We start from the raw sequence: 21,114 nt of genomic DNA on the forward strand, positions 1-21,114 counted from the left end.
TCGTCTTCCCGGCGGGAGCGGTCCCCCGGGCGGTAATCCTGGGCCATCAGGTCGAAATCCACCGGCGGCCGGGAGCGGGGGTAGTCACCGTCGTTCATGCCCAGCAGGCACACCTTCCGGAAAGGAATGGCCCGCATGGGCATCAGGGTGGCGAAATTCACCTTGCCGGCCAGGAAGCGCTGGTTCAAACCGCCTTCATCAAGCCCCTCCAGCAGCACATCCTTGACGATGTTCAGGGGCAGGGTCTGTTCCTCAAGGCCTGCTGCCAGGGCGTCTTCCAGCCACTGCTCCAGCTGGCGGCGGAAACGGTTCAGCAGCAACAGGTCGCTGCCTTCGAGTTTGTGGAAGAACTGCCCGAGCATCTCTGAGAACAGGCGTTCCCATTCGTCCGGTGTGCGATGGGACTGCAGCGCCTGCCAGAGGGTTTCCAGTTGATGCACAAAGTCGTTCAGTCGGCCGGCCAGGCTGGCCTGCAGGCCGCCGATCTCGCCGAAGGGTTCCACGCCGCCCCAGGGCTCGTCGTCGCCCATGCCATAGCCCAGCAGCATCGAGCGCAGCCCGGATTGCCAGGTGTTGCGCTCCAGCTCGGCGGGCAGGTCCAGGCTTTCCCGGTGCCGGCCGTGCAGACCCCAGCGGATGTTGGCACCCTCGACCCAGCGACGAACCAGGGGGATCTCGTCTTCGCTGATACCGAAGCGGTCCCGTATGCCGGGTACTTCCAGCAGGCTGATGATCTCACTCACCGCGAATCGGCTGCGGGGTAGTGACATCAGGGTTTCCAGGGCGATCAGCACCGGCTCGTGATGGCGCTGGCCCTGGTCGGAAATGGTAAAGGGTATGTGGCGCTTCCGGCCCGGCTGGTAACGGCCGAACACGGCCTGGATATGGGGCGCGTACACGTTGATATCGGGCACCATCACAATGACGTCCCGGGGCCGAAGCGTTGGGTCGAGGTTGAAGGCGGCCAATAACTGATCGTGCAGAATTTCCACTTCCCGCTGTGGGCTGTGGGCCTGGTGGAACACCAGGGAATGATCCTGCTGCACATCCAGTTGTCGCTGTTGCTGGCGGATTTCCTGGAGGGGCGTCAGGTTGTGGATATCGTTCTGCAGCTGGTGCAGCAGGCGTGGTGCTTCCGGGTTGCCATGATCCGAAAAGATATCGATTTTCTGGTCCGGGGTCTGGAAGCTGCCACGATACTGGTCCGGATTGTCGAACTCGTCCAGCAGCCGGATGTAGTCCCGGCCCTGCTTGCCCCAGGCGGCGAGCAATGGATTAGCGTGCTGGTGCAACTGGTCCGGATCCTCAATTGCGGAAAGTGCCGGATGGGTCCTGCCCCGCTTGCGTTCGGCGGTGAGCAGTTCCCGGTCGCTGATGATGTCGGCCCAGTAGAACTGGCAGGGGTTGTGAACACACAGCACCACCTGACTGAACCGGCTCAGCACGTAAAGGGCTTCCAGCGCTTGCCGGGGCAGCGAGGAGACGCCAAAGACGACGATGCGGGTCGGCAGCCGGGACGGATTGGCCGGCGCCTGAAGTCGCTGGCCCTGTTCCATGAACCGGGTGTGGATCTGTGAGCGGCTGGTATGCGCTTCAGCGCCGACATCCTCAACCAGCCGGCGCCAGAGGAGGGGTTGCCAGCGGGTTTCAGCGTCCAGCGGCTTTTCCTCGGCCCGGGCTGTGATAATCACATCTTTGCCCTGCTCCCAGGCCGCCAGCCAGTCGGCCCGGAACACCTGGTACTGGTCGAACAGGTCCGCCACCTTTTCCGCCAGCTGGAAATTGCGCAGATCCGGATCGTTACCTTCCAAAAACCGGGCCAGAGGTGTGAAGGCCTCGTCCTGCCCCACCAGGCGTGGCAATAACCGGTACAGCCGCCACACCAGCCGCCGCTTGTCGAAGGGCGATTGTTCCGGTACCTCGCCATCGGGGAGCACTGCCCGGTAGGCCTGCCAGATAAACCGCGCAGGGAACAGAAAATCCATGCCGGCAGCAATCCCAAGGCCGCCCTCGAGGCCCTCTTCGGTGCGCTTCTCCGCCAGGGCCAGCTTCAGCCACTGGGCAATGCCGTTGCTCTGCACCAGGAAGGTTTCACTCTGCAGCGGCAGCATGGGATTGTGCCGGCAGATATAGACAACGGCCCGACGCAGGTCTTCCAGATGGTTGGCGTGGATCGCGTGGAACCCGGGTTCTATGGTGGCGGGCTTATCGGTGGACAGAGCGGCCATGAATTTCCTTGTGTGCTGTGCGGTTCAATCCTGTTGCCACAGGTTACCGTATGTGACCACAGATGCGGACAGTCTGAAACGTCTGATCACCGGAAATCATCGCGGCCCGTTGCGACAAGCGGTGTCGTGATTCATCTGAGCAGGAGAGACGCGTATGTGGACACTGATCACCGGCGCCGGTTCGGGCATTGGCCGCGCCCTCGCCCTGGAGCTTGCCGCCCGGGGTCATAACCTGATTCTGGCCGGCCGTACTCTGGCAAAACTTGAGGAGGTGGCGGAAACACTTCGCGCCGACGTACCTGATATTGAAGTGATGACACTGGGCGTCGACCTGGCCGATCCGGCCAGCACCAGGGATCTGGCCCGCCAGGTGAGTGATGCAGTCGATCAGCTTTCAGCTTTTGTTTACTGTGCCGGCGTGGGTGAACCGGCAGAGGACTTTGCCAGCCTTGGCCTGATTGATTTCCAGGAAGCTCTGGCTGTTAATGTGTCTGCCCCGATGCTGCTCACCCAGTCATTGCTGCCAGTGCTGAAGGGCGGCGATCCTGCGTCGAGGATTGTGATGATTGGTGCGGGCATGGATAAGCACGCACAGCCCGGGACCGGCAGCTACGGGATCAGCAAAATGGCGCTGAGACGATTGGTTCGGCAGATGGCGGTGGAGTTCGACACCATGTCGGACGGGCCGGTTGTCAGTCTGTTTCAGCCCGGGCTGGTGGATACCCCGGGTATTCGACGCCACATCGAGAAAGCAGGTGAACTGAATTTGCCGCATGCAGAGTGGCTGACCAGGCGCCTGGAGGCGGGGGAATGCCTGACCGCAGAGCAGGCGGCCAGCGCTCTCGTGTTCACGCTACAGCAGATTCCGGAGAGTGACTTTCACGGCGCCGTATTCAACGGCGCCGATCTGGTGGATTCACTGTCATTCGCCGGAAGCTGAGGGCCCATCCAGCGGGCCCCTAGAGGGGGACCCGCATGGTTTCGGAGCCGCTGTCCGGCATGCCGATCATTTCATCGGTGCCTGCTGGCGGAATCACCTCGGTACTCTCCACCTGGTACTCGTGGAAGTGCTCTCGCACGGCACAGGCGCCGGTAAACATCACCGGTTTGTCGTAGGCGTCCGTCAGAACATAACCCTGCCCATCCAGATAGAACCTCGCCATGTAATAGCGGCCTTCCATCGAGACAATTTCCAACAGAGAGATGGTGTCGTGCTTGTGCTTTTTCAGTTCGCCGGTGTCCATGTGCATGGGAATTCTCCCGCAGGTTTGTTGTCGTAATCAAAGCTACGAACAGCAAAGGCAAACAGGTCAACAAACGAACAACTGGAAGGATCCGGCTTGTCCAACGTCACGTATCGGTTAAAGGATGAACAGTAAAGAGGTGCCATCATGGGTCACCCAAACATTATTTTCGGAAAGTGGCTGGTCCCCATTCTTCTGGCTTTCATGGGGATGACTATCCTCGCGTCGCCACAGTCCATCGCCAGTGACAAGGACGCGGAAATTCGGGACACCATCCTCCGCCAGATCGAAGCTTTTGCCAACAACGACGAGGAGCAGGCCTGGGCCCACGCATCCGAGGGCATCAAGCGTCGCTTCGGGTCGTCACAGGTGTTCGTCGATATGGTTCGCGAAGCCTACCCGGCCGTGCACAATGCCACAGCCATCGAATTCACCCAGCGAGTACCCCACGGCGCCTTTGAAATCCAGGTGGTGCGGTTGCAGGGGCCGGAAGGCAAACGCTGGGATGCCTATTACCGGATGGTTCGTACTGAAGGTGTCTGGAAAGTGGCCGGCGTGAGACTTCAACCGGCCGAGCTGGGCATCTGAGGAGTTCAGGAGGCGGACTCAGACCAGGTGCCGCCCGCCATCCAGGGGTAGCGTTCTGCCGGTAATATAGGGGTTGTCCAGCAGAAACTGCAGGGAAGCCACGGCCACTTCCGCACCGGGCTCAATGCCCATCAAAGATTTTTTCAGGGTTTTCTCCCGGTAAGCCTCGCTGTCGCCCTGGTTGAACATGATCAACGAGGGTGCGAGCGCATTCACCTTCACCCTGGGCGCCATTAACCGTGAAAAAGACAGCGTCAGGTTGGTCAGTGCAGCCTTGCTGGCGGCGTAGGCGATGTGTTTCGCGCTGCCCTTCTCCACCACGTAGTCCGTCATATGGACGATGTCGGTTGTAGAATCACCCTGCTCCAGCATCGACCGGCAGGCCAGGTTGATCAGGTAGGGCGTGGTTACATGAATCTGCATCATCGCGCTCATCACATCCGCAGGGTCTGAATCCTCGCTTTCCGGCAACCAGTCCGAGGCGTTGTGAATGATGGCCCGCAGCTTGTCCGTCCGGGATTTCAGGGTCTGGATAAACCCTTCAATACCTTCGTTGGTGGCAAAATCCGCGTGGATACACTCGACACCGGCTTTCTGGAGAGCATCGATCGCCGGTCGATAGGAGCGGTAGGTGACGATGATGGGCTGATCCCGGTCAAGGCAGGCTCTGGCGAAGGCCAGGCCGATGCGCTGGCCGGCGCCGGTAATCAGGATGGGTGGGGTCATGACGTCTCCAATCAGGGTTCAATCTGCTTAATCTCCGAATTGAATACGTCAATAATCGTCTCGCAGAGCCATTTATGGCCGGATTCTTTCTCCGAATTCTGATCCCAGCACAGGTCAAAGGAGAACACCACCTCCTCCAGTGGCAGCGGGGCGGCTTTGAGATGCTTGAGTCGGGGATCCAGGGCCAGCAGGCGCTGTGGCGCTATGGCAATAAGATCTGTTTTCAGCAGGATGTCGGGAATGGCGTCCCAGCTGGACACAATCAACGCCGAATGTCGTTCGAAACCGCGCCCCGCCAGGGCATCATCAATCACTGTTGTACCCGTGGATGCCTGAGAGAGTTTTACATGCGGCAACCTGGCATAAAGTTCCGCGGTCATCGGTTCCGACGCGCTGGGATGGTCAGGTCGCATCAGCACCACAACGTCATCTGCCATCAGGCGTTTACTTCGCACTGCCTTGGGCTTCAGGCGGCCCGGCGTCAAACGAATCTGGGCGTCTACCCGATCCCATTCTGAGCTTTCGGTGGAAATGGAGAAGGGCAGAATATCAATGGTGATATTCGGTGCTTCTTCACGAACCCGCCGGGAAAAGCTTGGCAGGAAAAAGCCCGAGACATAGTTCGCAACCTGCATGCTGAACACGCGCTTGGATTCGGCCGGCACAAACTGCTGTTGGGCACTGATGGCGCTGGACAGGTAGGAAAGGCCATCTTCCACCTGAACGATGAGTTCTTTAGCTCTGTCGGTGGGTTCCAGCCCCTTGGCGGTGCGGTAAAACAATTGATCGTTGAGCATGAGGCGCAGTCGCGCAAGTGCGTGGCTGACGGCCGAGGGGGATAGCCCAAGCTCATTGGCGACTTTTGAGATCGAGCGTTGTTCCATGATATTGGTGAAAATTACCAGCAAATTCAGATCAAAATCGCGCAAATTCACCATATTTATAAACTCTCGCAGCTTACCTTCATTATTGTTATCGCGATGCCCGCCTGGCACTGCCGGAACGCTCCGGGGCGGCCAGTGATTGCAAAGGGCTCCAGACAAGTCTCGCAGACCCTTCATATTTGCGCCAGATTCAGGGGCGTTAGCAATCGAAGGAAAGCCGGTACTCGAGCATCGAGCACCGGTGTGAAGGAAGCGGATTCAGCGAAAGGAAGGAAAAAGCAGGCCTGGATGCGGTAAGTTCAACCGAAGGTTGCGGGCAGCCAGAGGGTAACGGCCGGCACATAGGCCACCAGTGCGACAACCCCAAGCAATACCAGCATGAATGGCCAGATGTGGCGAGCGACGGTTTCAACACGCAAGCCGCTGATACTTGAGGCCACAAAAATGGAGTAGCCCACCGGTGGTGTCACCATGCCAACGGCGAAATTGATGACCACCATGGCGCCGAGTTGTATTGGATCCAGGCCGATCTGTTGGCCAAGGCCGATCAATACACCACTGAGGATCACCATCGCCGAAATGTTGTCCATGACGGCGCCCAGCAGTAGCAACATGAGGTTGACGATCAGCAACAGGATAATCGGGTTGTCCGTGAGCGCGAGTAGCGCCTGGGTAAGCTGGGCCGGGATCTGTTCACTGGCCATCACCCAGGCAAACCCGTAAGCCACCGCAACAATGAACATGATAACGGCGGTCGTTCTCATTGAGCTCATCAGGATGGCGGGCATTTTTTTCCAGTCCAGGTCTCGGTACAGGAACAGGCCAACAATGGCACTGTAAAGCACACCAACCATGGCGGCCTCGGTGGGCGTGAACATGCCGCTGTAGATGCCCCCCAGGATGACAACCGGAGCGAGCAGAGCCCAGATGCCGTCCTTCAGGGCGAACAGGAATTCTTTTCCGGTGGCCCGCTTTTCCTTTGCCACACCGTGATACCGGGCATAAAGAACGCTCACCAGGCAGAAACCGGCGGCGGCAATCAGCCCGGGAATGATGCCCGCCAGGAAGAGCTTGGCTATCGACTCCTCGGCGAGGACCCCCCAGATCACCATCGGGATGGAGGGCGGAATCATTTGCCCCAAAGGACCCACCGCGGTTGCAAGTGCCGCCGCATACCCGCGCTGATAGCCCCGGTCTTCCAGTTCATCAATCATGATTGAGCCGACCGCTGCCGTGGTGGCCGGTGCAGAACCGGAGATGGCGCCAAAGAAGGTTCCGGCGGCAACCGTCGACATTGAAAGGCCACCGGTCAGGTGCCCGAAGAAGGTTTCGGCAACACGCACCAGCCGCCTGGAGAGACCGCCCGCGCTCATCACCTCCCCGGCGAGGATGAAGCCGGGAATCGCGAGCAGGCTCGTGACACTGCTCCCGGCAATGAATTGCTGGGGCAGAATCATTGGATTTACATCGGCCATCCAGATGCCCACAGCCGCCAACAGGCCGATTGTGAACGCAATGGGTACACCGAGGGCCAGGAGAACAATCAGGCCAATGATCATGACCAGGCCAATCTCACCCATGTTAATGCTCCGAGGATTTGTGGATCGGCCGTGGCCGAACAAGAAGAATCAGGGCGTGAATACAGATCAATGCGCCCCCGACGGGCACCGCCGCATTCCTGACCCAGATCGGATACCGGATGGCGGGGGACACCTGGCCGGCCGTGAACTCCGCGAAGTTCCAGCCGGTCCAGAGCATCACAAGCCCCAGGCCGATGATCAGCAGCATGATGCCTCGTTCCACCAGCTCACCGAGCAGCGCCGGCAATGAGTCGACCAGCAGCGTTACCCGAACGTGGCCGCCGGTGCGTACCAGTGCACTGGCGAACAGGAAGACCGTCCAGGTAAAGGCCAGAGCGGCAACTTCATCGCTCCACACCAGCGCATCCCCGAGTACATAGCGGTAGAAGACACCCAGTAGCAGGCTGCCGATCATGGCGAGAGCAGTGACCACTCCGACAGCCTGGGACCCCAGGGCCAGGGCATTTCCAAACTTATCCAGATACTGGTACATCCAATCGGTTCCCGGTCAGAAGTCCCGATAGCTTCGGGGTGTTTCCGGAAAGGTGGCGTTATTCCGCCACCTGCTCCAGGGCCTTATCGAGAATATCTGCGCCAATCTTGCTGCGATACTCGTCGTAGACATTGGCGACCTTGCTGCGGAAGGCTTCAACATCGTCGACTTCGTTGACGGTCATACCCGCAGCCTTGATCTGGTCCAGGACATTGCCGTTGTTGGACGCGACGGTTTCGCGCTGGCGATCAATGGCTTTTTTGGCGGCTTCCCTGACCAGTTCCTGGGTTTCCGGGGACAGTTTGTTGAAGGTCTGCTTGGACATCAGCAGCGCCAGGGCGTTGTAGGTATGGCTGGTCAGCGACAGGTAGTCTGTGACCTCCGGATACTTGTTGGCATAGATAACCGGCAGCGGAATTTCCAGCCCGTCGACCGTGCCCTGCTGTACCGCGGTAAAGACATCACTCCAGGCCATGGGGACCGGGTTTGCGCCGATGGCCCGGAAGCTGGCGATGAACAGGTCGCTGGGCTGAACCCGCAGTTTCACACCGTTGAAATCCTCCGGTGTGCGGATCGGGCGTTCGTTGTTAATGGTGTGCCGGAAGCCGGCCTCCGGAAAACCAAGCCCGACGATGCCTTTGGCATCAAGTTTTTCAAGCAGTGTCTGGCCGACTTCGCCATCGAGAACCTTGTGAGCCTGCTGGTTGTTGGCATACAGGAAAGGCAGATCGTTGAGCTGGAACGCAGACTCCAGGGTACCGACCTGAGTTCCCGTGATCACGCCCGCGTCCATGGTGCCGAACTGCATGGCCTGCAGCATCGCGGTGTCGTTGCCGAGCTGATGGTTCGGGTAGAACTGCACGTTGAACTCGCCCGGTGCCGCTGCCTCCAGCTCTTCGGCAAAGTAGTGGGCGGCGATGGCGTAAGGATCGACTTTACTGTCGGCCGTGGTCCAGCCGAGCTTGATGGTGGTCTGGGCTTGAACCAACGTGGCGGCGCTGGCCAGGATGGCGGCGGCAATCAATTGACGATTCATGAGTTTCATTGTTTTTCTCCGATGTAAATCAATCTGGAAATGGGATTTGTCTTGATGATATCCGCTTTCCAGTCAGGCAGATTTTGCCAATTTTATTTGTGTTTATTAGCTCCGATTCCGATCGGTAAAAATTAATTTAGGGCAGCCAAAACAAAAGCGCAAATTTAATATTATTCAGTCAGTTGTGAATGAGATTAAAAAGGGTTCCTGCTGAATTTGATTCATAACCAGCTGAATATAATTGAATTTGCAAAAACTGATAAATCATATTATTTAAATGTTGTCTGATTATTTATTTAATGTGGTTCGTTATTAATTAACAAAAGGAAAAAGCGATGAGCCAGGAAGTTTCGTGTGAAATAGAGCGCCTGGAAAAAGATTTTTTATGGCCAGAAAACAAACGATTGGCGATTAACTTTAATATCGCTTTTGAAATGTGGACGCCGGATTCATGTTCCAGTGTGAACCCGATGGGCAATGTTCTCGCAGGAGACATGGTAGATCCCAACGCTGACAGTTATGGTCGGTATAACGCCAACGTCGGCGCAAAAAGGCTGTTTGATATTGCGGAGAGATACGGCGTGGCCACCAGTGTGTTTACCTCTGGACTGGTTGCAGAACACTGTTCGGCCGAGCTAAAAAAACGCTTTGATTACGGGCATGAGATCATCGGCCACAGCTATGGCCAGAATATGCTTTTCCCCTACCTCAACGAACAGCAGATTGAGGACAACATACAGAAATCGACTGCACTGATTGAGCAAGCCACCGGTCAACGGCCCGGCGGCTGGATCAGCCCCCGCGTCACCTCTGATCTCGACGTCCAGCGCCGGTTATCCCTGCACGGCTACCAATGGCATGGGGACGCACTGGATGATGATCGCCCTTACCTTCAGCGGTTTTCCGACAGTTCCATCATGGCGATCCCGGTAACCATCGATTTCAATGATCTGCCACACGCCATGCGATTTGGCAGAACGCCCGAGCAGTTTGTCGAGATGTTCACAGTGACGCTGGATAAATTACTGGCGAGTAACCGGGAAACACTGATCCTGGATGTAATCGTTCACGGCCACTGCTACGGCAGGCCTGCCGGCGCCTGGGCCTTTGAAGAAATTGTGAAGCGATGCGCCGGGCAGAGCGAACTGTGGCTCACCACCAGAGGACAGATCTTTGATTATGTGAGACCATTTTTCGACGATTGATACCGGAGGCACAACGCCGACACGACTATGGCAGTACGGAACCCGAAAAGCCCACAACCGGGTACCGCAGATCTGAACAATCCGCTGTACTATCTCGAGAACATGGAGACCGTCCTTGGCTGGGTGCAGAGCCATCACGGCGACTTGCTGACGACGGAAGAGCTGGATCGACTGGCCAACTTTCATACCCTTTCACTGCCGGCCAGGGCATTGCTTACCCGCATGGTGATGCGCACGGGCGATCTCTTCCGTGCAGACAAATTCAGGTACCCGGAGCTCGGGGTACCTGAAGAACGGGCTCTTGGTGAAATCACCGGGGCGGGCTGGCTGGATACCGACCCTCTGCTCAGCCTGGACGAACTGTTCCGGCTGTTCACCCTTGGAGAATTGCGCCCGGCTTTGGCGCCTTTGCTTAAAGCCGCCGGAGAGCCGGCCAATCTGCCCAAGAGCCAGATGCGTGAGGTATTGTTTCCGCAATTCCCCGATGCCCTTACTGTCGCCGACTGGCTCGGTCAGCATGCCAGGCCAGTGGTCAGACTCAAACCCATGGCATTGTTTGACCGGGTCCGTCTGATGTTTTTTGGTAACTTGCGCCAGAACTGGACGGATTTCGTGCTGGTGGAATTGGGTCACCAGCAGTACGAGCCGGTTACATTCACACCGGATTCCCGGGCGTTCCAGCAGCGTTCCGAGGTCGACCTGTATCTTGCCATGCACCAGTGCCGGGAATGGCTGGACCAGGGCGTACCCGCTCACGAGGTTTGGCAGGCGGTTCCGGCGTCCTCGAATAACGCCTGGCTGACCAGCCGCCGCGACCGGCTGTTGCTGGAATTGGGCCGGCAGGCGGAACGCCAGGGGGGGCGGGAACTGGCGTTAGAGGCTTTCGCCAGCAGCGGCCACCGGGAAGCGAGGCTGAAGCAGCTCCGGTTGCTGGAGCGGATGAAGCGTCATGAGGAAGCCTGGGCCATTGCCTCCGAGTGGCAGAACCAGGAACTGAGCGATGCCGAAGCCCAGGGGCTGGCGCGGATTCTCATGCGGCTTGCGAGCCGGCTTGGCGAGATACCGCCACCACCTCCAGAGCAGCCGCTCATCCGGGACATCACCCTGAATCTGCCAAAGCCAGAGGTCGGGTCGGTCGAATATGCAGTCAGAGACCACCTACACCGAGACGAAGCGCCCGTGTTTTATGTGGAAAACACCCTGATCAACGGCCTGTTCGGCCTGCTCTGCTGGCAAACCATCTTTGCCCCTGTGCCGGGCGCCTTTTTTCATCCCTTCCATGTGGGCCCGGCGGACCTGACCCGGGAAGACTTCGTCAGCCGTCGGAAGGCATCGTTCGAGCAGTGCTTTGCACAGCTGGCGGATGGCAGCTATCGGGAGCGGATACTGGCGAATTACCGGGCCAAACAGGGCACCACCAATCCGTTCGTGATCTGGCCGGTGCTCGACGAGGAACTGCTCACTCTGGCGCTCGATTGCCTTCCACCGGAGGATCTGAAAAAGCTGTTCCGCCGCCTGTTGTTGAACATCCGGGAGCATCGCAGTGGCTTCCCGGATCTGATTCGCTTTTTTCCGGACGCCACCGACTCGGAAAGGCGCTATGAAATGATCGAGGTGAAAGGGCCGGGTGACCGTCTACAGGACCATCAGATTCGCTGGCTCGAATTCTTTGCGGTTGAAGGCATCCCCGCCAGTGTCTGTTACGTGCGCTGGCAGGAGAGCGAGGCGATGGAATGAGGGTGAAAGTTGCCGTCCGGACTCTGTGCGAGTTTGCCGCGCGTAAGGGCGACCTGGACTTCCGCTATACCCCGGCACCCAGTGCCGAGGAGGGCATTGCTGGCCATCAGGCCATCCAGTCCCGGCGCGGCTACGGCTATAAAAGCGAGCATTTACTGACCGGTGAATGCATGGGGTTATTGCTTTCCGGCCGCGCGGATATCTACAACCCGCACCGAGGCCGGCTGGAAGAGATCAAAACCCATCGGGGTGACCTGTCCCGAATCCGTGAGCATCAGCGGGCACTCCATCGCGCTCAGCTGAGAGCCTACGGCGCGCTGTTGTGCCGGCAGGAAAACCGGAAAACCCTGGAGCTGGCGCTGATCTATTACGACACCGGCAGGGACAAGGAAACGCCGGTGGTGGAGACCGCCAGTGCCGAGGAGCTCTGGCAGGAACTGGAAATCCTGTGTGGCCGCTACAAGGAATGGGCCGAGCAGGAAGAGCATCACCGCGAGCAGCGCAATGCCCTGCTTGCAGGCCTGGCGTTTCCTTTCCCGGCGTTTCGCCCCCGTCAGCGCCAACTGGCGGAGACGGTCTACAAGAATGCGGTAAAGTCCGGCACTTTGCTTCTGGAGGCCCCCACCGGCCTGGGCAAGACCCTTGGCACGTTGTTCCCGGCGTTGATGGCGATGCCAGCAGCCGGCCAGGACCGCCTGTTCTACCTCACCTGTCGCAATACCGCCCGTCAGCTGGCCATGGATGCGGTTGCCCGCCTGCGTTCGGCTCAAAACGCGCTGCATTGGCCCTTGCGAACCCTGGAACTGGTGTCGAAGGACGACGCCTGCGAGCACCCCGACAAGGCCTGTCATGGTGATTCCTGTCCCCTGGCAAAAGGGTTTTTCGACCGGCTGCCCGATGCCCGGGCGGAAGCGGCCCAGACCAAAGGCATGCTGGATCAATACACATTGGCGAAGATCGCCGCCGGTCACAACATCTGTCCCTACTTCCTCGCCCAGGAAATGGCCCGGTGGAGCGATGTGGTGATCGGCGATGTGAATCGCCTGTTCGATCAATCCGCCCTGCTCCATGGTTTGATTCGCCAGAATAACTGGAAGGCCAGCGTGCTGGTGGACGAAGCCCATAACCTGGTGGACCGTGGCCGGGGTATGTATTCGGTTCGGCTGGATCAGCAGCGTTTGCTGAGGCTCAAAAAAACCGCGCCTAAGCCGCTGAAATCAGCCATCGATCGCACCGCCCGCGCCTGGCAGAGCCTGATCCGGGATTACCAGGCTGATACACAGAGCCCGGAGTTTCTGGAGACGCTGCCAACGCAATTGCTGGGTGCCCTGCAGGCGATGGTCTCGAATCTGACCGATTACCTGGCCGATAATCCCCCGGATCTGGCTCTGCAGGAGCTGTTGTTTGAAAGCGTCGCCTTCATGAAGCTGGCGGACTCCTTTGGTGATTATTCCCTGTGTGAATTCCAGCGCGCCGGTCGGGGGCGGGCCAGCCTGACGATCCAGAACCTGATCCCGGCGGATTTCCTGCGGGAGCGGTTTGAGGCAGCGCATTCGGTTCTGCTGTTTTCCGCCACCCTGAGCCCCGGTGTTTACTACCGGGATCTGCTGGGGTTGCCCGAGGATTCCCGTTTCACCTCCTTGCCCAGCCCGTTCAGCGCCGACCAGCTGCAGGTGCAGTTCACGCCCGATATCAGCACGCGCCAGGTTCACCGGGAGGCATCACTCAAGCCCATTGCCGACCTGATCGCCCGCCAGTTCCGTGAGCGACCCGGGCATTACCTGGCGTTTTTCAGCAGCTTCAAGTACGCGGATCAGGTCCGTGAAGCATTGGCCCGGCAGGCTCCGGATATCCCTCAGCGGGCGCAGGCGCCCGGCATGTCGCCGCAACAGCGAGCAGATTTTCTGGCCGGCTTCCGGAACCCGGAGGGCAGTGTGGCGTTTGCGGTATTGGGTGGGGTATTCAGTGAAGGCATTGACCTGCCCGGCGATCAGTTGATCGGGGCCTTTGTGGCGACCCTGGGTTTGCCTCCCTTTGATGCCTGGCATGAAATCCTCAAGGCTCGGCTCGAACAGCGCTTCGGCGCAGGCTATGACTACACCTATCTGATTCCGGGGTTGCAAAAAGTGGCCCAGGCGGCGGGGCGGGTGATTCGCACCCCGGAAGACCGGGGTGTGATCTGGCTAATTGATGACCGGTTTTTGCAGCCGGCTATTTATCATTTGTTGCCGCGCTGGTGGTTTGCACAGAGCCACTCTGACGATCCCCGGCCCGAATCTTCAGAGACCGGTTAATCACTATGGTGTCGACAGGCCCTTGCTGTGCGATTGCCGCCAGGGCCTGTTCGAATGTGGCATTGGCGATGGCCTCATGATTCTGGGGCAAAGAGTTGACCGCCAATGGAAGAAAGTCCAGCAGTCGGTCATCGCCGAAAGTTGCAATTTTCAGAGTTTCAGGAAGCCGGTCCGGCTGTTCGAGAAGGGCATCCAGAACTCCTTGAAGCAGTGTGTAAGAGGCTGTAACCAGGGCGTCCGGAAGGCCGTGGTCGGTCAGAATCCGACGCATCATCGCGGCACCGGAGGCGCGATCGTAATGAGGACCGCTTTCTACCAGCGGGGCAATGCCAGCATCATTGGCGGCCGCCAGAAAACCTTCCCGGCGCTCCTGGGTCATAGCAATCTCCGGCACCGCATCGAGCCAGGCGATGGTGGCGGTCCCGGCATTCAGCACGGAACGAGTCAGTATTTCGGCTGCTGCACGGTTATCGCTCACCACGCATCGAATCTGATCCGGAGACTGGGCACGATCAACAGCAATGACGGGTAGACCATCTTTCTGCAGTTGGGGATAAAAGGGGTCGTCCAGGGCCAGGGCACTGGCAACAATCAGGGCGTCACAGCGCCTCGCTTTCAGGGATCGCGCCAGCGATTTTTCGGTTTCGGGGTCATCATCAGAGCCGGCAATCAGCAGCTGATAGCCTCTCGCCCTTGCGCCCTGCTCAAGTAATTTGGCGAGGCGGGCATAACTGGTGTTCTCAAGATCCGGCAGGATAAAACCGAGTGTCCGGCTGGCGCCGCCCCGCAGGGCTGCGGCCTGGGTGTCTACCTGAAAATTATGATCACGCGCCACCGCAAGCACTTTCTCGATGGTCTCCGGTTTGATGCGTCGGGCAGCCCCCTGGCCGTTGATGACATAGCTGGCCGTGGTTCTTGAAACGCCGGCAAGCCGGGCAAGTTCCGCAAGGGTCATGGGCGACAGCTCCGATTAAAAGATTGCTTGATTTCTGATCATATCTGTTTCACCATCTATTTTAAGCGTGCTGACACGATTCAGCAAACAAAACTGATACGCGGTATCGAAAGAAAGACGCAGTATCAAAACAAAAAGCGAGGCAACAATTATGCTGACGCTAACTGCCAATGACGTTCGATTGGGTGCCACTGCCTCTGACTGGCAGAACGCACTGCAACAGGCCGCTCGGGACCTTGAGCGCGCTGGCCGGACTTCCCCGGAATACCTGGCCGGGATGAACGCCCGTGAACAACAGTCTTCTACGGTCCTGGGCAACGGCATTGCTATTCCCCACGGCACACCGGAAAGCCGGGATGCCGTTCTGAACACCGGTATTCGCATTCTTCAGTTCCCCGAGGGAGTCACCTGGCACGACGGTGCGCGGGTGCATGTGCTGGTGGCCATCGCGGCACAGTCCGACGAGCATCTGGATATTCTCCGGCATTTGACCCGTGTACTGGATAAGCCAGGACTGGCTGAGAAGCTGGGTCGTGCTACGGACGCCACGGAGCTGGTTGCCTTGCTTTCCAAAGCTCCGGCCGTTGCCAAATGCGACAGCGAGACCCTCTGTCTCGGAATAGATGCCTACACCCCGAACGAGCTCGCCTTGATTGCAGCTGCGCGTCTGCAAAGTTTGCGGTGCGTCGACACGGATTTTCTGGCCAGCATTGTCGGTCAACCGCCGGTGGATCTTGGTCAGGGATTCTGGCTGACCCATCATACTGTTGGCGCCAGGCGCCCGACCCTGTCATTGGCAACACCAAAGCGTGCAACTGCGGAGCTGCGTGGGGTGTTCTGTCTGGCCGGACCCGGTGATGAGTGCCATGACCTGCTGGAACGCATCGATAATTTCCTGGCCCGTGATGAACCTATTCAGGGGCTGAGTGCCGAGGCCTTGTTGGCAAGGCTTTCCGGTGAGGCGGCGGATGCAGTCACTGCCAAAGTCACCCTGTTGAATACCCATGGCTTACACGCGCGCCCCGCCAAGCAACTCGTCCAGGAGGCTCGTCGGCACAATGCCAGTATTCGGTTGCGCCTTCTGGAAGGCGATGGTGCCGCAGTATCCGCAACCAGCCTGACCCGGGTTATCGGCCTGGGCGCACGCAGGGGCCAGACGTTGCTGATTTCGGCGACTGGAGAGGACGCAAGCCAGGCTGTTGAGGCTCTTAGCAGTGCGATTGAAAGTGGCCTGGGTGAGAAAGTCTCTCCATTGCGGTCTGCGGATCCGCAAACCAGGGTACCTGAAGCCGAACAAGCCCGCGCACTGACGGATGATCAGCCGGTTAAAGCGGTTGCCGCATCTCCGGGACTGGCGCTGGCACCGGCTTTCGTCATGCGTCAGCCGACCCTTGAATATCCGCAATCCGCTGAAGATAGCGAACAACAGATCCAGCGTCTCAACCAGGCCATTGATAACGCTGATGGGCAGCTTCGCACTCTGATTCGTCAGGCGGAAGGCGGCGAAGCCGCGCCGATTCTGTCGGTTCACGTGGAAATGCTTCAGGATGAAGATCTCTACCAGGCAACGCTGGAAGCGATCAATGAGGGGGCGTCCGCCGAGGCGGGCTGGTGGAAAGCCATAGATACGGCAGCCAGGGCCCAGGAAGCACTCGCGGACCGTTTGCTGGCAGAACGTGCGGCGGATCTTCGGGATGTCGGGCGGCGGGTGCTGTCCAATCTCTGTGGTGTGGCCATGCCCACGCCGCCGGACACTCCCTATATTCTGGTGGCTGACGATCTCGGGCCATCGGATGTGGCTCGGCTGGATACTGCGAGGGTGCGTGGCCTGGTCACAGCTCGCGGGGGAGCGACGTCCCACAGTGCAATTTTGGCCCGAGCCCTGGGGCTGCCTGCGGTCGTAGGTGCCGGTGAGCGAATACTGACTATCCTGAATGGCTCCGATTTGGTGGTGGATGGCGAACGGGGTTGCCTGGTGCCGAACCCCGGGGCCGAACGCTGCGAGAAGATCCGTCGCCGTCTGCAACAACTGGACGCGTTGCAGGCCGAAGCTCATGAGAACCGCAATCAACCTGCTACCACCGTAGATGGCCATACCATCGAAGTCTGCGCCAATCTCGGCAACACCGCCCACACCCCGGATGCTGTTGAACGGGGCGCCGACGGTGTAGGCCTGCTTCGAACCGAGTTCATTTTCATGGCCCATCCGGAAGCGCCGGATCTGGCCACTCAAGTCATTGAATACCAGAACGCATTCGATGCCCTGGACGGTTTGCCCCTGGTAGCCCGCACTCTGGATGTGGGTGGCGACAAACCTCTGGATTACTGGCCGTTACCCCAGGAAGACAACCCGTTTCTGGGCATGCGTGGCATCCGTCTGTCACTGACACGCCCGGATATCCTGGAAACCCAGGTCAGGGCCCTGCTGACTGCAGCAGGTGATCGCCCCCTTCGGATCATGTTCCCCATGGTGAAGGATCTCGAGGAGTTCCGAGCAGCCAGGGCCATTGTTACGAAGGTTCAGAGCGAGGTTTCGGCCAGCAATGTTCAGGTCGGCGTGATGATTGAAGTGCCCTCCTGTGCCCTGCTGGCTTCGACCCTGGCGCCGGAAGTGGATTTCTTCTCGGTTGGTACTAATGACCTGACCCAGTACACCCTGGCCATCGACCGTGGCCACGGACAGCTCTCGGCTGAATCAGACGGCCTGCACCCCTCGGTATTGCGGCTTATCCGGATGACCGTGGAAGCCGCCCATGCCCATAACCGTTGGGTCGGGGTATGCGGGGAGCTGGCCTCAGATCCCCAGGCGATTCCGGTTCTGGTCGGGCTCGATGTCGACGAGCTGTCTGTGACCAGTCGTCGGGTGCCCCTGGTGAAGGCCTGTATTCGCGGTCTGAACCGGGAAAGCGCTCGACAACAGGCTGAAAAGGCACTGTCTCTGGCAACGGCGTCCGAAGTGCGTGATGCCCTGGAGGCCTGGTGATGGCCCGTATCCTGACAATCACCCTGAATCCGGCTCTCGACCTGAGTGTTGAAACGTCGCCCTTGACTCTCGGAGAGGTAAATCGCACAGGGGATACCCTGATGGAGCCAGCCGGAAAAGGCATCAATGTCGCTCGGGTGCTGGCGCGTCTGGGCCATTCGGTCACCGTTGCAGGCCTGTTAGGCGACGCCAATGCCGCGCCCTTTGAGCGCCTGTTTGAGGCCGAGGGCCTGCAGGACGGTTTTGTACGCGTTCCCGGCCAGAACCGAATCAACATCAAGATTGCTGAGGCCGGCGGCCGGGTAACCGATCTGAATGGGCCCGGTTTCCGGGTCCCGGAAGACGCAGTTCAGCGCCTTCAGCTCCGCCTTAAATCCCTGCTGTCGGAATGCGACGCGGTGGTCATCGGAGGCAGTTTGCCAGATGGCTTTCCGCCTTCTGGATTGGCAAACCTTGTCGAGCAAGCTTCCCACGCAGACAAACCGGTATGGCTGGATACCAGTGGCGCGGGCCTGAAGGCCGGCATCAAAGCTGGTCCCTACGCCATCAAACCCAACACGGACGAGCTGTCTGACTGGGCCGGCACACCCCTAAAGGATTTGGCCACAGTGGCAGCTACGGTTGACGGCATCCGTGCCGGCGGCGTGTCCCACGTGGTGGTATCCATGGGTGCAGACGGCGTGTTCTGGTCGTCTCCGGCCGGCATCCTGAGGTCCCGGGTGCCCCCGGTCTCGCTGGTCAGCACCGTGTGTGCCGGCGATACCTTGCTCGCAGGCATGCTCCATGGCGTGCTTGGTGGACAGTCTGAAGAAACAGTGTTGAGGTTCGCCACGGCTTTGTCTGCCGAATGTGTGCAACACATTGGTGTCGGAGACCCCGAGGCCCCGGACTTTCCCTCCCTTCTCCAACAAACCCGGGTGCAGCCATGGCCCGGGCAAAACAACACCGGAGAGATACGGTTATGAATCTGATCATTGTGACCGCCTGCCCCCAGGGCGTGGCAACTCGTTTCCTGGCCGCCCGGACCCTTGAGCGGGCGGCGAACCGGCGCGGCTGGTCTGTTACCACTGATACTCGAGGCCCGGATGGTAAAGCCGACAACGAGCCCAGCGAAGCGGCAATCCAACAGGCCGATCTTGTTATTGCCGCGGTTGGTGTTCCGGTAAATCTGGATGTCTATGCCGGCAAACGCTTGCTGCAGATTCCGGTCACCGCTGCCCTGCCAGACCCAGACGCCATCCTCACCCGGGCGCAGGCGGAGGCTACAACCTGGGACCCGGCAATGGCCAGCCAGGAATCTATAGCAACCAGTACCGCTGTCGGCGGTACCTCTGCCGGTAAGCGGATCGTTGCTGTTACTGCCTGTCCCACTGGCGTCGCCCATACCTTTATGGCGGCAGAGGCCCTGACCGCCGCGGCGCAATCTGCTGGCCACAAGATCCGTGTAGAAACCCAGGGGTCGGTCGGCGCCCAGGATCCGCTGACGGAGGAGGAAATTGCGGCTGCCGATGTGGTGATCCTGGCCTGTGATATTGAGGTAGATCCGGGCCGCTTCTCTGGCAAGCGGGTCTGGCGGACCGCGACCGGTGCCGCCCTGAAAAAACCAGCCGATACGATCCGTGATGCCCTTGAACAGGCCGTGGTTCTCAACGCAGGCCAGAAGAAAACGTCCGGCGCTTCCGGAAGTGGTGAGAAAAAGGGGCCTTACAAGCACCTGCTGACCGGTGTCTCTTTTATGCTGCCCATGGTGGTTGCTGGCGGTTTGCTGATCGCTCTGTCCTTCGTGTTCGGGATCGAAGCGTTTCAGGAGGAAGGCACGTTGGCTGCCGCCCTGATGCAGATTGGTGGTGGCACCGCCTTCAAACTGATGATTCCGTTGCTGGCCGGATACATTGCCTGGTCGATTGCCGACCGTCCCGGCCTTGCGCCGGGAATGATCGGTGGGTTTCTGGCGGGCGAACTGGGAGCCGGTTTCCTCGGCGGTATTGTTGCGGGTTTTCTCGCTGGTTATGTAGCGCGCTTTATCAGCCAGAAACTGCCAATGCCCGAGAGCATCGAATCGCTGAAGCCCATCCTCATCATTCCCTTGCTGGCCAGTCTGGTTACCGGCCTGGGGATGATCTATGTGATTGGAGAGCCCATGGCCGCCATCATGGGCGCCCTGACCGGATTTCTCGAGAGTATGGGAACGACCAATGCGATCCTGCTTGGTGGCATTCTGGGCGCTATGATGTGCTTTGACCTGGGAGGGCCTGTCAACAAGGCGGCCTACACCTTCGGCGTGGGACTGCTGTCCGAGGGCAGTGGCGGCTCGGCACCCATGGCTGCCATCATGGCGGCAGGAATGGTACCGGCCATCGGCATGGGTGTGGCGTCTTTCATCGCCCGGCGAAAGTTTGCAGAGGCGGAACGCCAGGCCGGAAGGGCTTCTTTCGTGCTGGGTTTGTGCTTCATTTCGGAAGGCGCGATACCGTTTATGGCAAAGGATCCGTTTCGGGTTATCCCGGTGTGTATGATCGGTGGCGCAATTACCGGTGCCCTGTCGATGCTGTTCACTGTCAAGCTGATGGCACCCCATGGCGGGCTGTTTGTGCTTGCCATTCCGAACGCGGTGAGTGCGGTATTGCCCTACCTGATTGCGATTGCGGTGGGATCACTGGTCATTGGTTTCGGTTACGCGTTGCTGAAAAACGGTAAGGCGGAAGTGGCGGCTGCAACGAGCTGAACGCTTAACAAGCGAAGGCCCTCAATTGAGGGCCTTTGGCATGCTGTTAACCGAAAACGAAAAACGCCAGCTTGTTGCCGTCCGGGTCTTTCACGTAGGCGCCGTAGAACTGGTTCGGAATTCGCTGGCCGGGCTCGCCGTCGCAGGTAGCTCCGAGCTCAATCGCTTTCTTGTACATGGCGTCCACGCCTTCTTTTGACCCCGCTGGCAGAGCAACCATGTTGCCGTTGCCCGGATGGTTGGGTTCTTCATTGAAGGGAACGCAAACCGCGATCATGGGCTCGCTCATGCGCTTGCCGATAAAGGCGATACGCCCCATGTCCAGTAGCACCTTGGCGCCCTGGTCGCTCAACAAACCGGCATAGAATGCCTTTGCTCTTTCCATATCACTGACGCCAAGGGTGACGTATCCGATCATGTTTGTTCTCCGTTGATG

General features: G+C 59.1%; 17 protein-coding genes. 8 read left to right on the plus strand and 9 right to left on the minus strand.

The window, feature by feature from the left end; translation table 11 throughout:
- The coding region (gene recC / locus QZ534_RS17450) for an exodeoxyribonuclease V subunit gamma (RefSeq protein WP_296936319.1) at window positions 1–2,228 on the minus strand (2,228 nt) is incomplete at its 3' end.
- Window positions 2,229–2,382: 154 nt separating this feature from the next.
- On the opposite strand from recC, the gene QZ534_RS17455 reads away from it, so the two are divergent.
- On the plus strand, window positions 2,383–3,168 hold the full coding sequence (locus QZ534_RS17455) for an SDR family oxidoreductase (RefSeq protein WP_296936321.1): 786 nt from the start codon (window positions 2,383–2,385) through the stop codon (window positions 3,166–3,168).
- 19 nt (window positions 3,169–3,187) lie between these two features.
- Here the strand turns inward: QZ534_RS17455 and QZ534_RS17460 are convergent, their stop codons facing one another.
- Window positions 3,188–3,478, minus strand: coding sequence for a DUF6482 family protein (locus QZ534_RS17460; protein WP_296936323.1), 291 nt, complete (start codon window positions 3,476–3,478; stop codon window positions 3,188–3,190).
- Between the two features lie 141 nt (window positions 3,479–3,619).
- On the opposite strand from QZ534_RS17460, the gene QZ534_RS17465 reads away from it, so the two are divergent.
- On the plus strand, window positions 3,620–4,060 hold the full coding sequence (locus tag QZ534_RS17465) for a DUF4864 domain-containing protein (RefSeq protein WP_296936325.1): 441 nt from the start codon (window positions 3,620–3,622) through the stop codon (window positions 4,058–4,060).
- An 18-nt stretch (window positions 4,061–4,078) separates the two neighbouring features.
- Here QZ534_RS17465 and folM read toward each other — a convergent pair whose 3' ends face one another.
- From folM to QZ534_RS17490, 5 genes are all read right to left on the minus strand, one after another.
- Window positions 4,079–4,786 carry a dihydromonapterin reductase gene (gene folM / locus QZ534_RS17470; RefSeq protein WP_296936327.1) on the minus strand — a complete coding sequence of 236 codons (708 nt, stop codon included), beginning with the start codon at window positions 4,784–4,786 and terminating at the stop codon, window positions 4,079–4,081.
- Window positions 4,787–4,797: 11 nt separating this feature from the next.
- A complete protein-coding gene (locus tag QZ534_RS17475) occupies window positions 4,798–5,724 on the minus strand; it encodes a LysR family transcriptional regulator (RefSeq protein ID WP_296936329.1) in 927 nt (308 codons plus the stop codon).
- Window positions 5,725–5,969: 245 nt separating this feature from the next.
- Window positions 5,970–7,250 carry a TRAP transporter large permease gene (locus tag QZ534_RS17480; RefSeq protein WP_296936332.1) on the minus strand — a complete coding sequence of 427 codons (1,281 nt, stop codon included), beginning with the start codon at window positions 7,248–7,250 and terminating at the stop codon, window positions 5,970–5,972.
- 1 nt (window position 7,251) lies between these two features.
- Window positions 7,252–7,743 carry a TRAP transporter small permease gene (locus QZ534_RS17485; RefSeq protein ID WP_296936335.1) on the minus strand — a complete coding sequence of 164 codons (492 nt, stop codon included), beginning with the start codon at window positions 7,741–7,743 and terminating at the stop codon, window positions 7,252–7,254.
- A 58-nt stretch (window positions 7,744–7,801) separates the two neighbouring features.
- Window positions 7,802–8,788: a TRAP transporter substrate-binding protein gene (locus QZ534_RS17490; protein WP_296936337.1), complete on the minus strand. Its 987-nt coding sequence runs from the start codon at window positions 8,786–8,788 to the stop codon at window positions 7,802–7,804.
- A gap of 326 nt (window positions 8,789–9,114) precedes the next feature.
- Between QZ534_RS17490 and QZ534_RS17495 the strand changes: the two genes are divergently transcribed.
- The 3 genes from QZ534_RS17495 to QZ534_RS17505 are packed head-to-tail and all read left to right on the plus strand — an operon-like array spanning window position 9,115 to window position 14,015.
- Complete coding sequence (locus QZ534_RS17495) at window positions 9,115–9,984, plus strand: polysaccharide deacetylase family protein (protein WP_296936339.1); 870 nt, start codon at window positions 9,115–9,117, stop codon at window positions 9,982–9,984.
- Window positions 9,985–10,011: 27 nt separating this feature from the next.
- Window positions 10,012–11,721, plus strand: a complete 1,710-nt coding sequence (locus QZ534_RS17500; protein WP_296936340.1) for a VRR-NUC domain-containing protein — start codon at window positions 10,012–10,014, stop codon at window positions 11,719–11,721.
- Entirely contained in the window at window positions 11,718–14,015 is a 2,298-nt protein-coding gene (locus QZ534_RS17505) for an ATP-dependent DNA helicase (RefSeq protein ID WP_296936341.1), read from the plus strand. The genes QZ534_RS17500 and QZ534_RS17505 overlap by 4 nt, the downstream gene beginning before the upstream one ends.
- Here the strand turns inward: QZ534_RS17505 and cra are convergent.
- Window positions 13,933–14,970 (minus strand): catabolite repressor/activator, encoded by a 1,038-nt coding sequence (gene cra / locus QZ534_RS17510; RefSeq protein WP_296936342.1) that lies wholly within the window; start codon window positions 14,968–14,970, stop codon window positions 13,933–13,935. The two genes, QZ534_RS17505 and cra, sit on opposite strands and share 83 nt — an antisense overlap.
- Window positions 14,971–15,121: 151 nt before the next feature.
- Between cra and ptsP the strand changes: the two genes are divergently transcribed.
- From ptsP to QZ534_RS17525, 3 genes are read left to right on the plus strand one after another with little or no spacing between them, the layout of a single operon-like run.
- Window positions 15,122–17,953: a phosphoenolpyruvate--protein phosphotransferase gene (gene ptsP, locus QZ534_RS17515; RefSeq protein WP_296936344.1), complete on the plus strand. Its 2,832-nt coding sequence runs from the start codon at window positions 15,122–15,124 to the stop codon at window positions 17,951–17,953.
- Window positions 17,953–18,918 carry a 1-phosphofructokinase gene (gene pfkB, locus QZ534_RS17520; protein WP_296936346.1) on the plus strand — a complete coding sequence of 322 codons (966 nt, stop codon included), beginning with the start codon at window positions 17,953–17,955 and terminating at the stop codon, window positions 18,916–18,918. The genes ptsP and pfkB overlap by 1 nt, the downstream gene beginning before the upstream one ends.
- Window positions 18,915–20,678, plus strand: coding sequence for a PTS fructose-like transporter subunit IIB (locus tag QZ534_RS17525; protein ID WP_296936348.1), 1,764 nt, complete (start codon window positions 18,915–18,917; stop codon window positions 20,676–20,678). Before pfkB ends, QZ534_RS17525 begins: the two co-directional genes overlap by 4 nt.
- 46 nt (window positions 20,679–20,724) lie before the next feature.
- Here the strand turns inward: QZ534_RS17525 and QZ534_RS17530 are convergent, their stop codons facing one another.
- Window positions 20,725–21,096 carry a VOC family protein gene (locus QZ534_RS17530; RefSeq protein ID WP_296936350.1) on the minus strand — a complete coding sequence of 124 codons (372 nt, stop codon included), beginning with the start codon at window positions 21,094–21,096 and terminating at the stop codon, window positions 20,725–20,727.
- Window positions 21,097–21,114: the final 18 nt, after the last annotated feature.

Origin of the sequence: uncultured Marinobacter sp. (assembly GCF_913055835.1) — a bacterium.
GTDB lineage: Bacteria > Pseudomonadota > Gammaproteobacteria > Pseudomonadales > Oleiphilaceae > Marinobacter.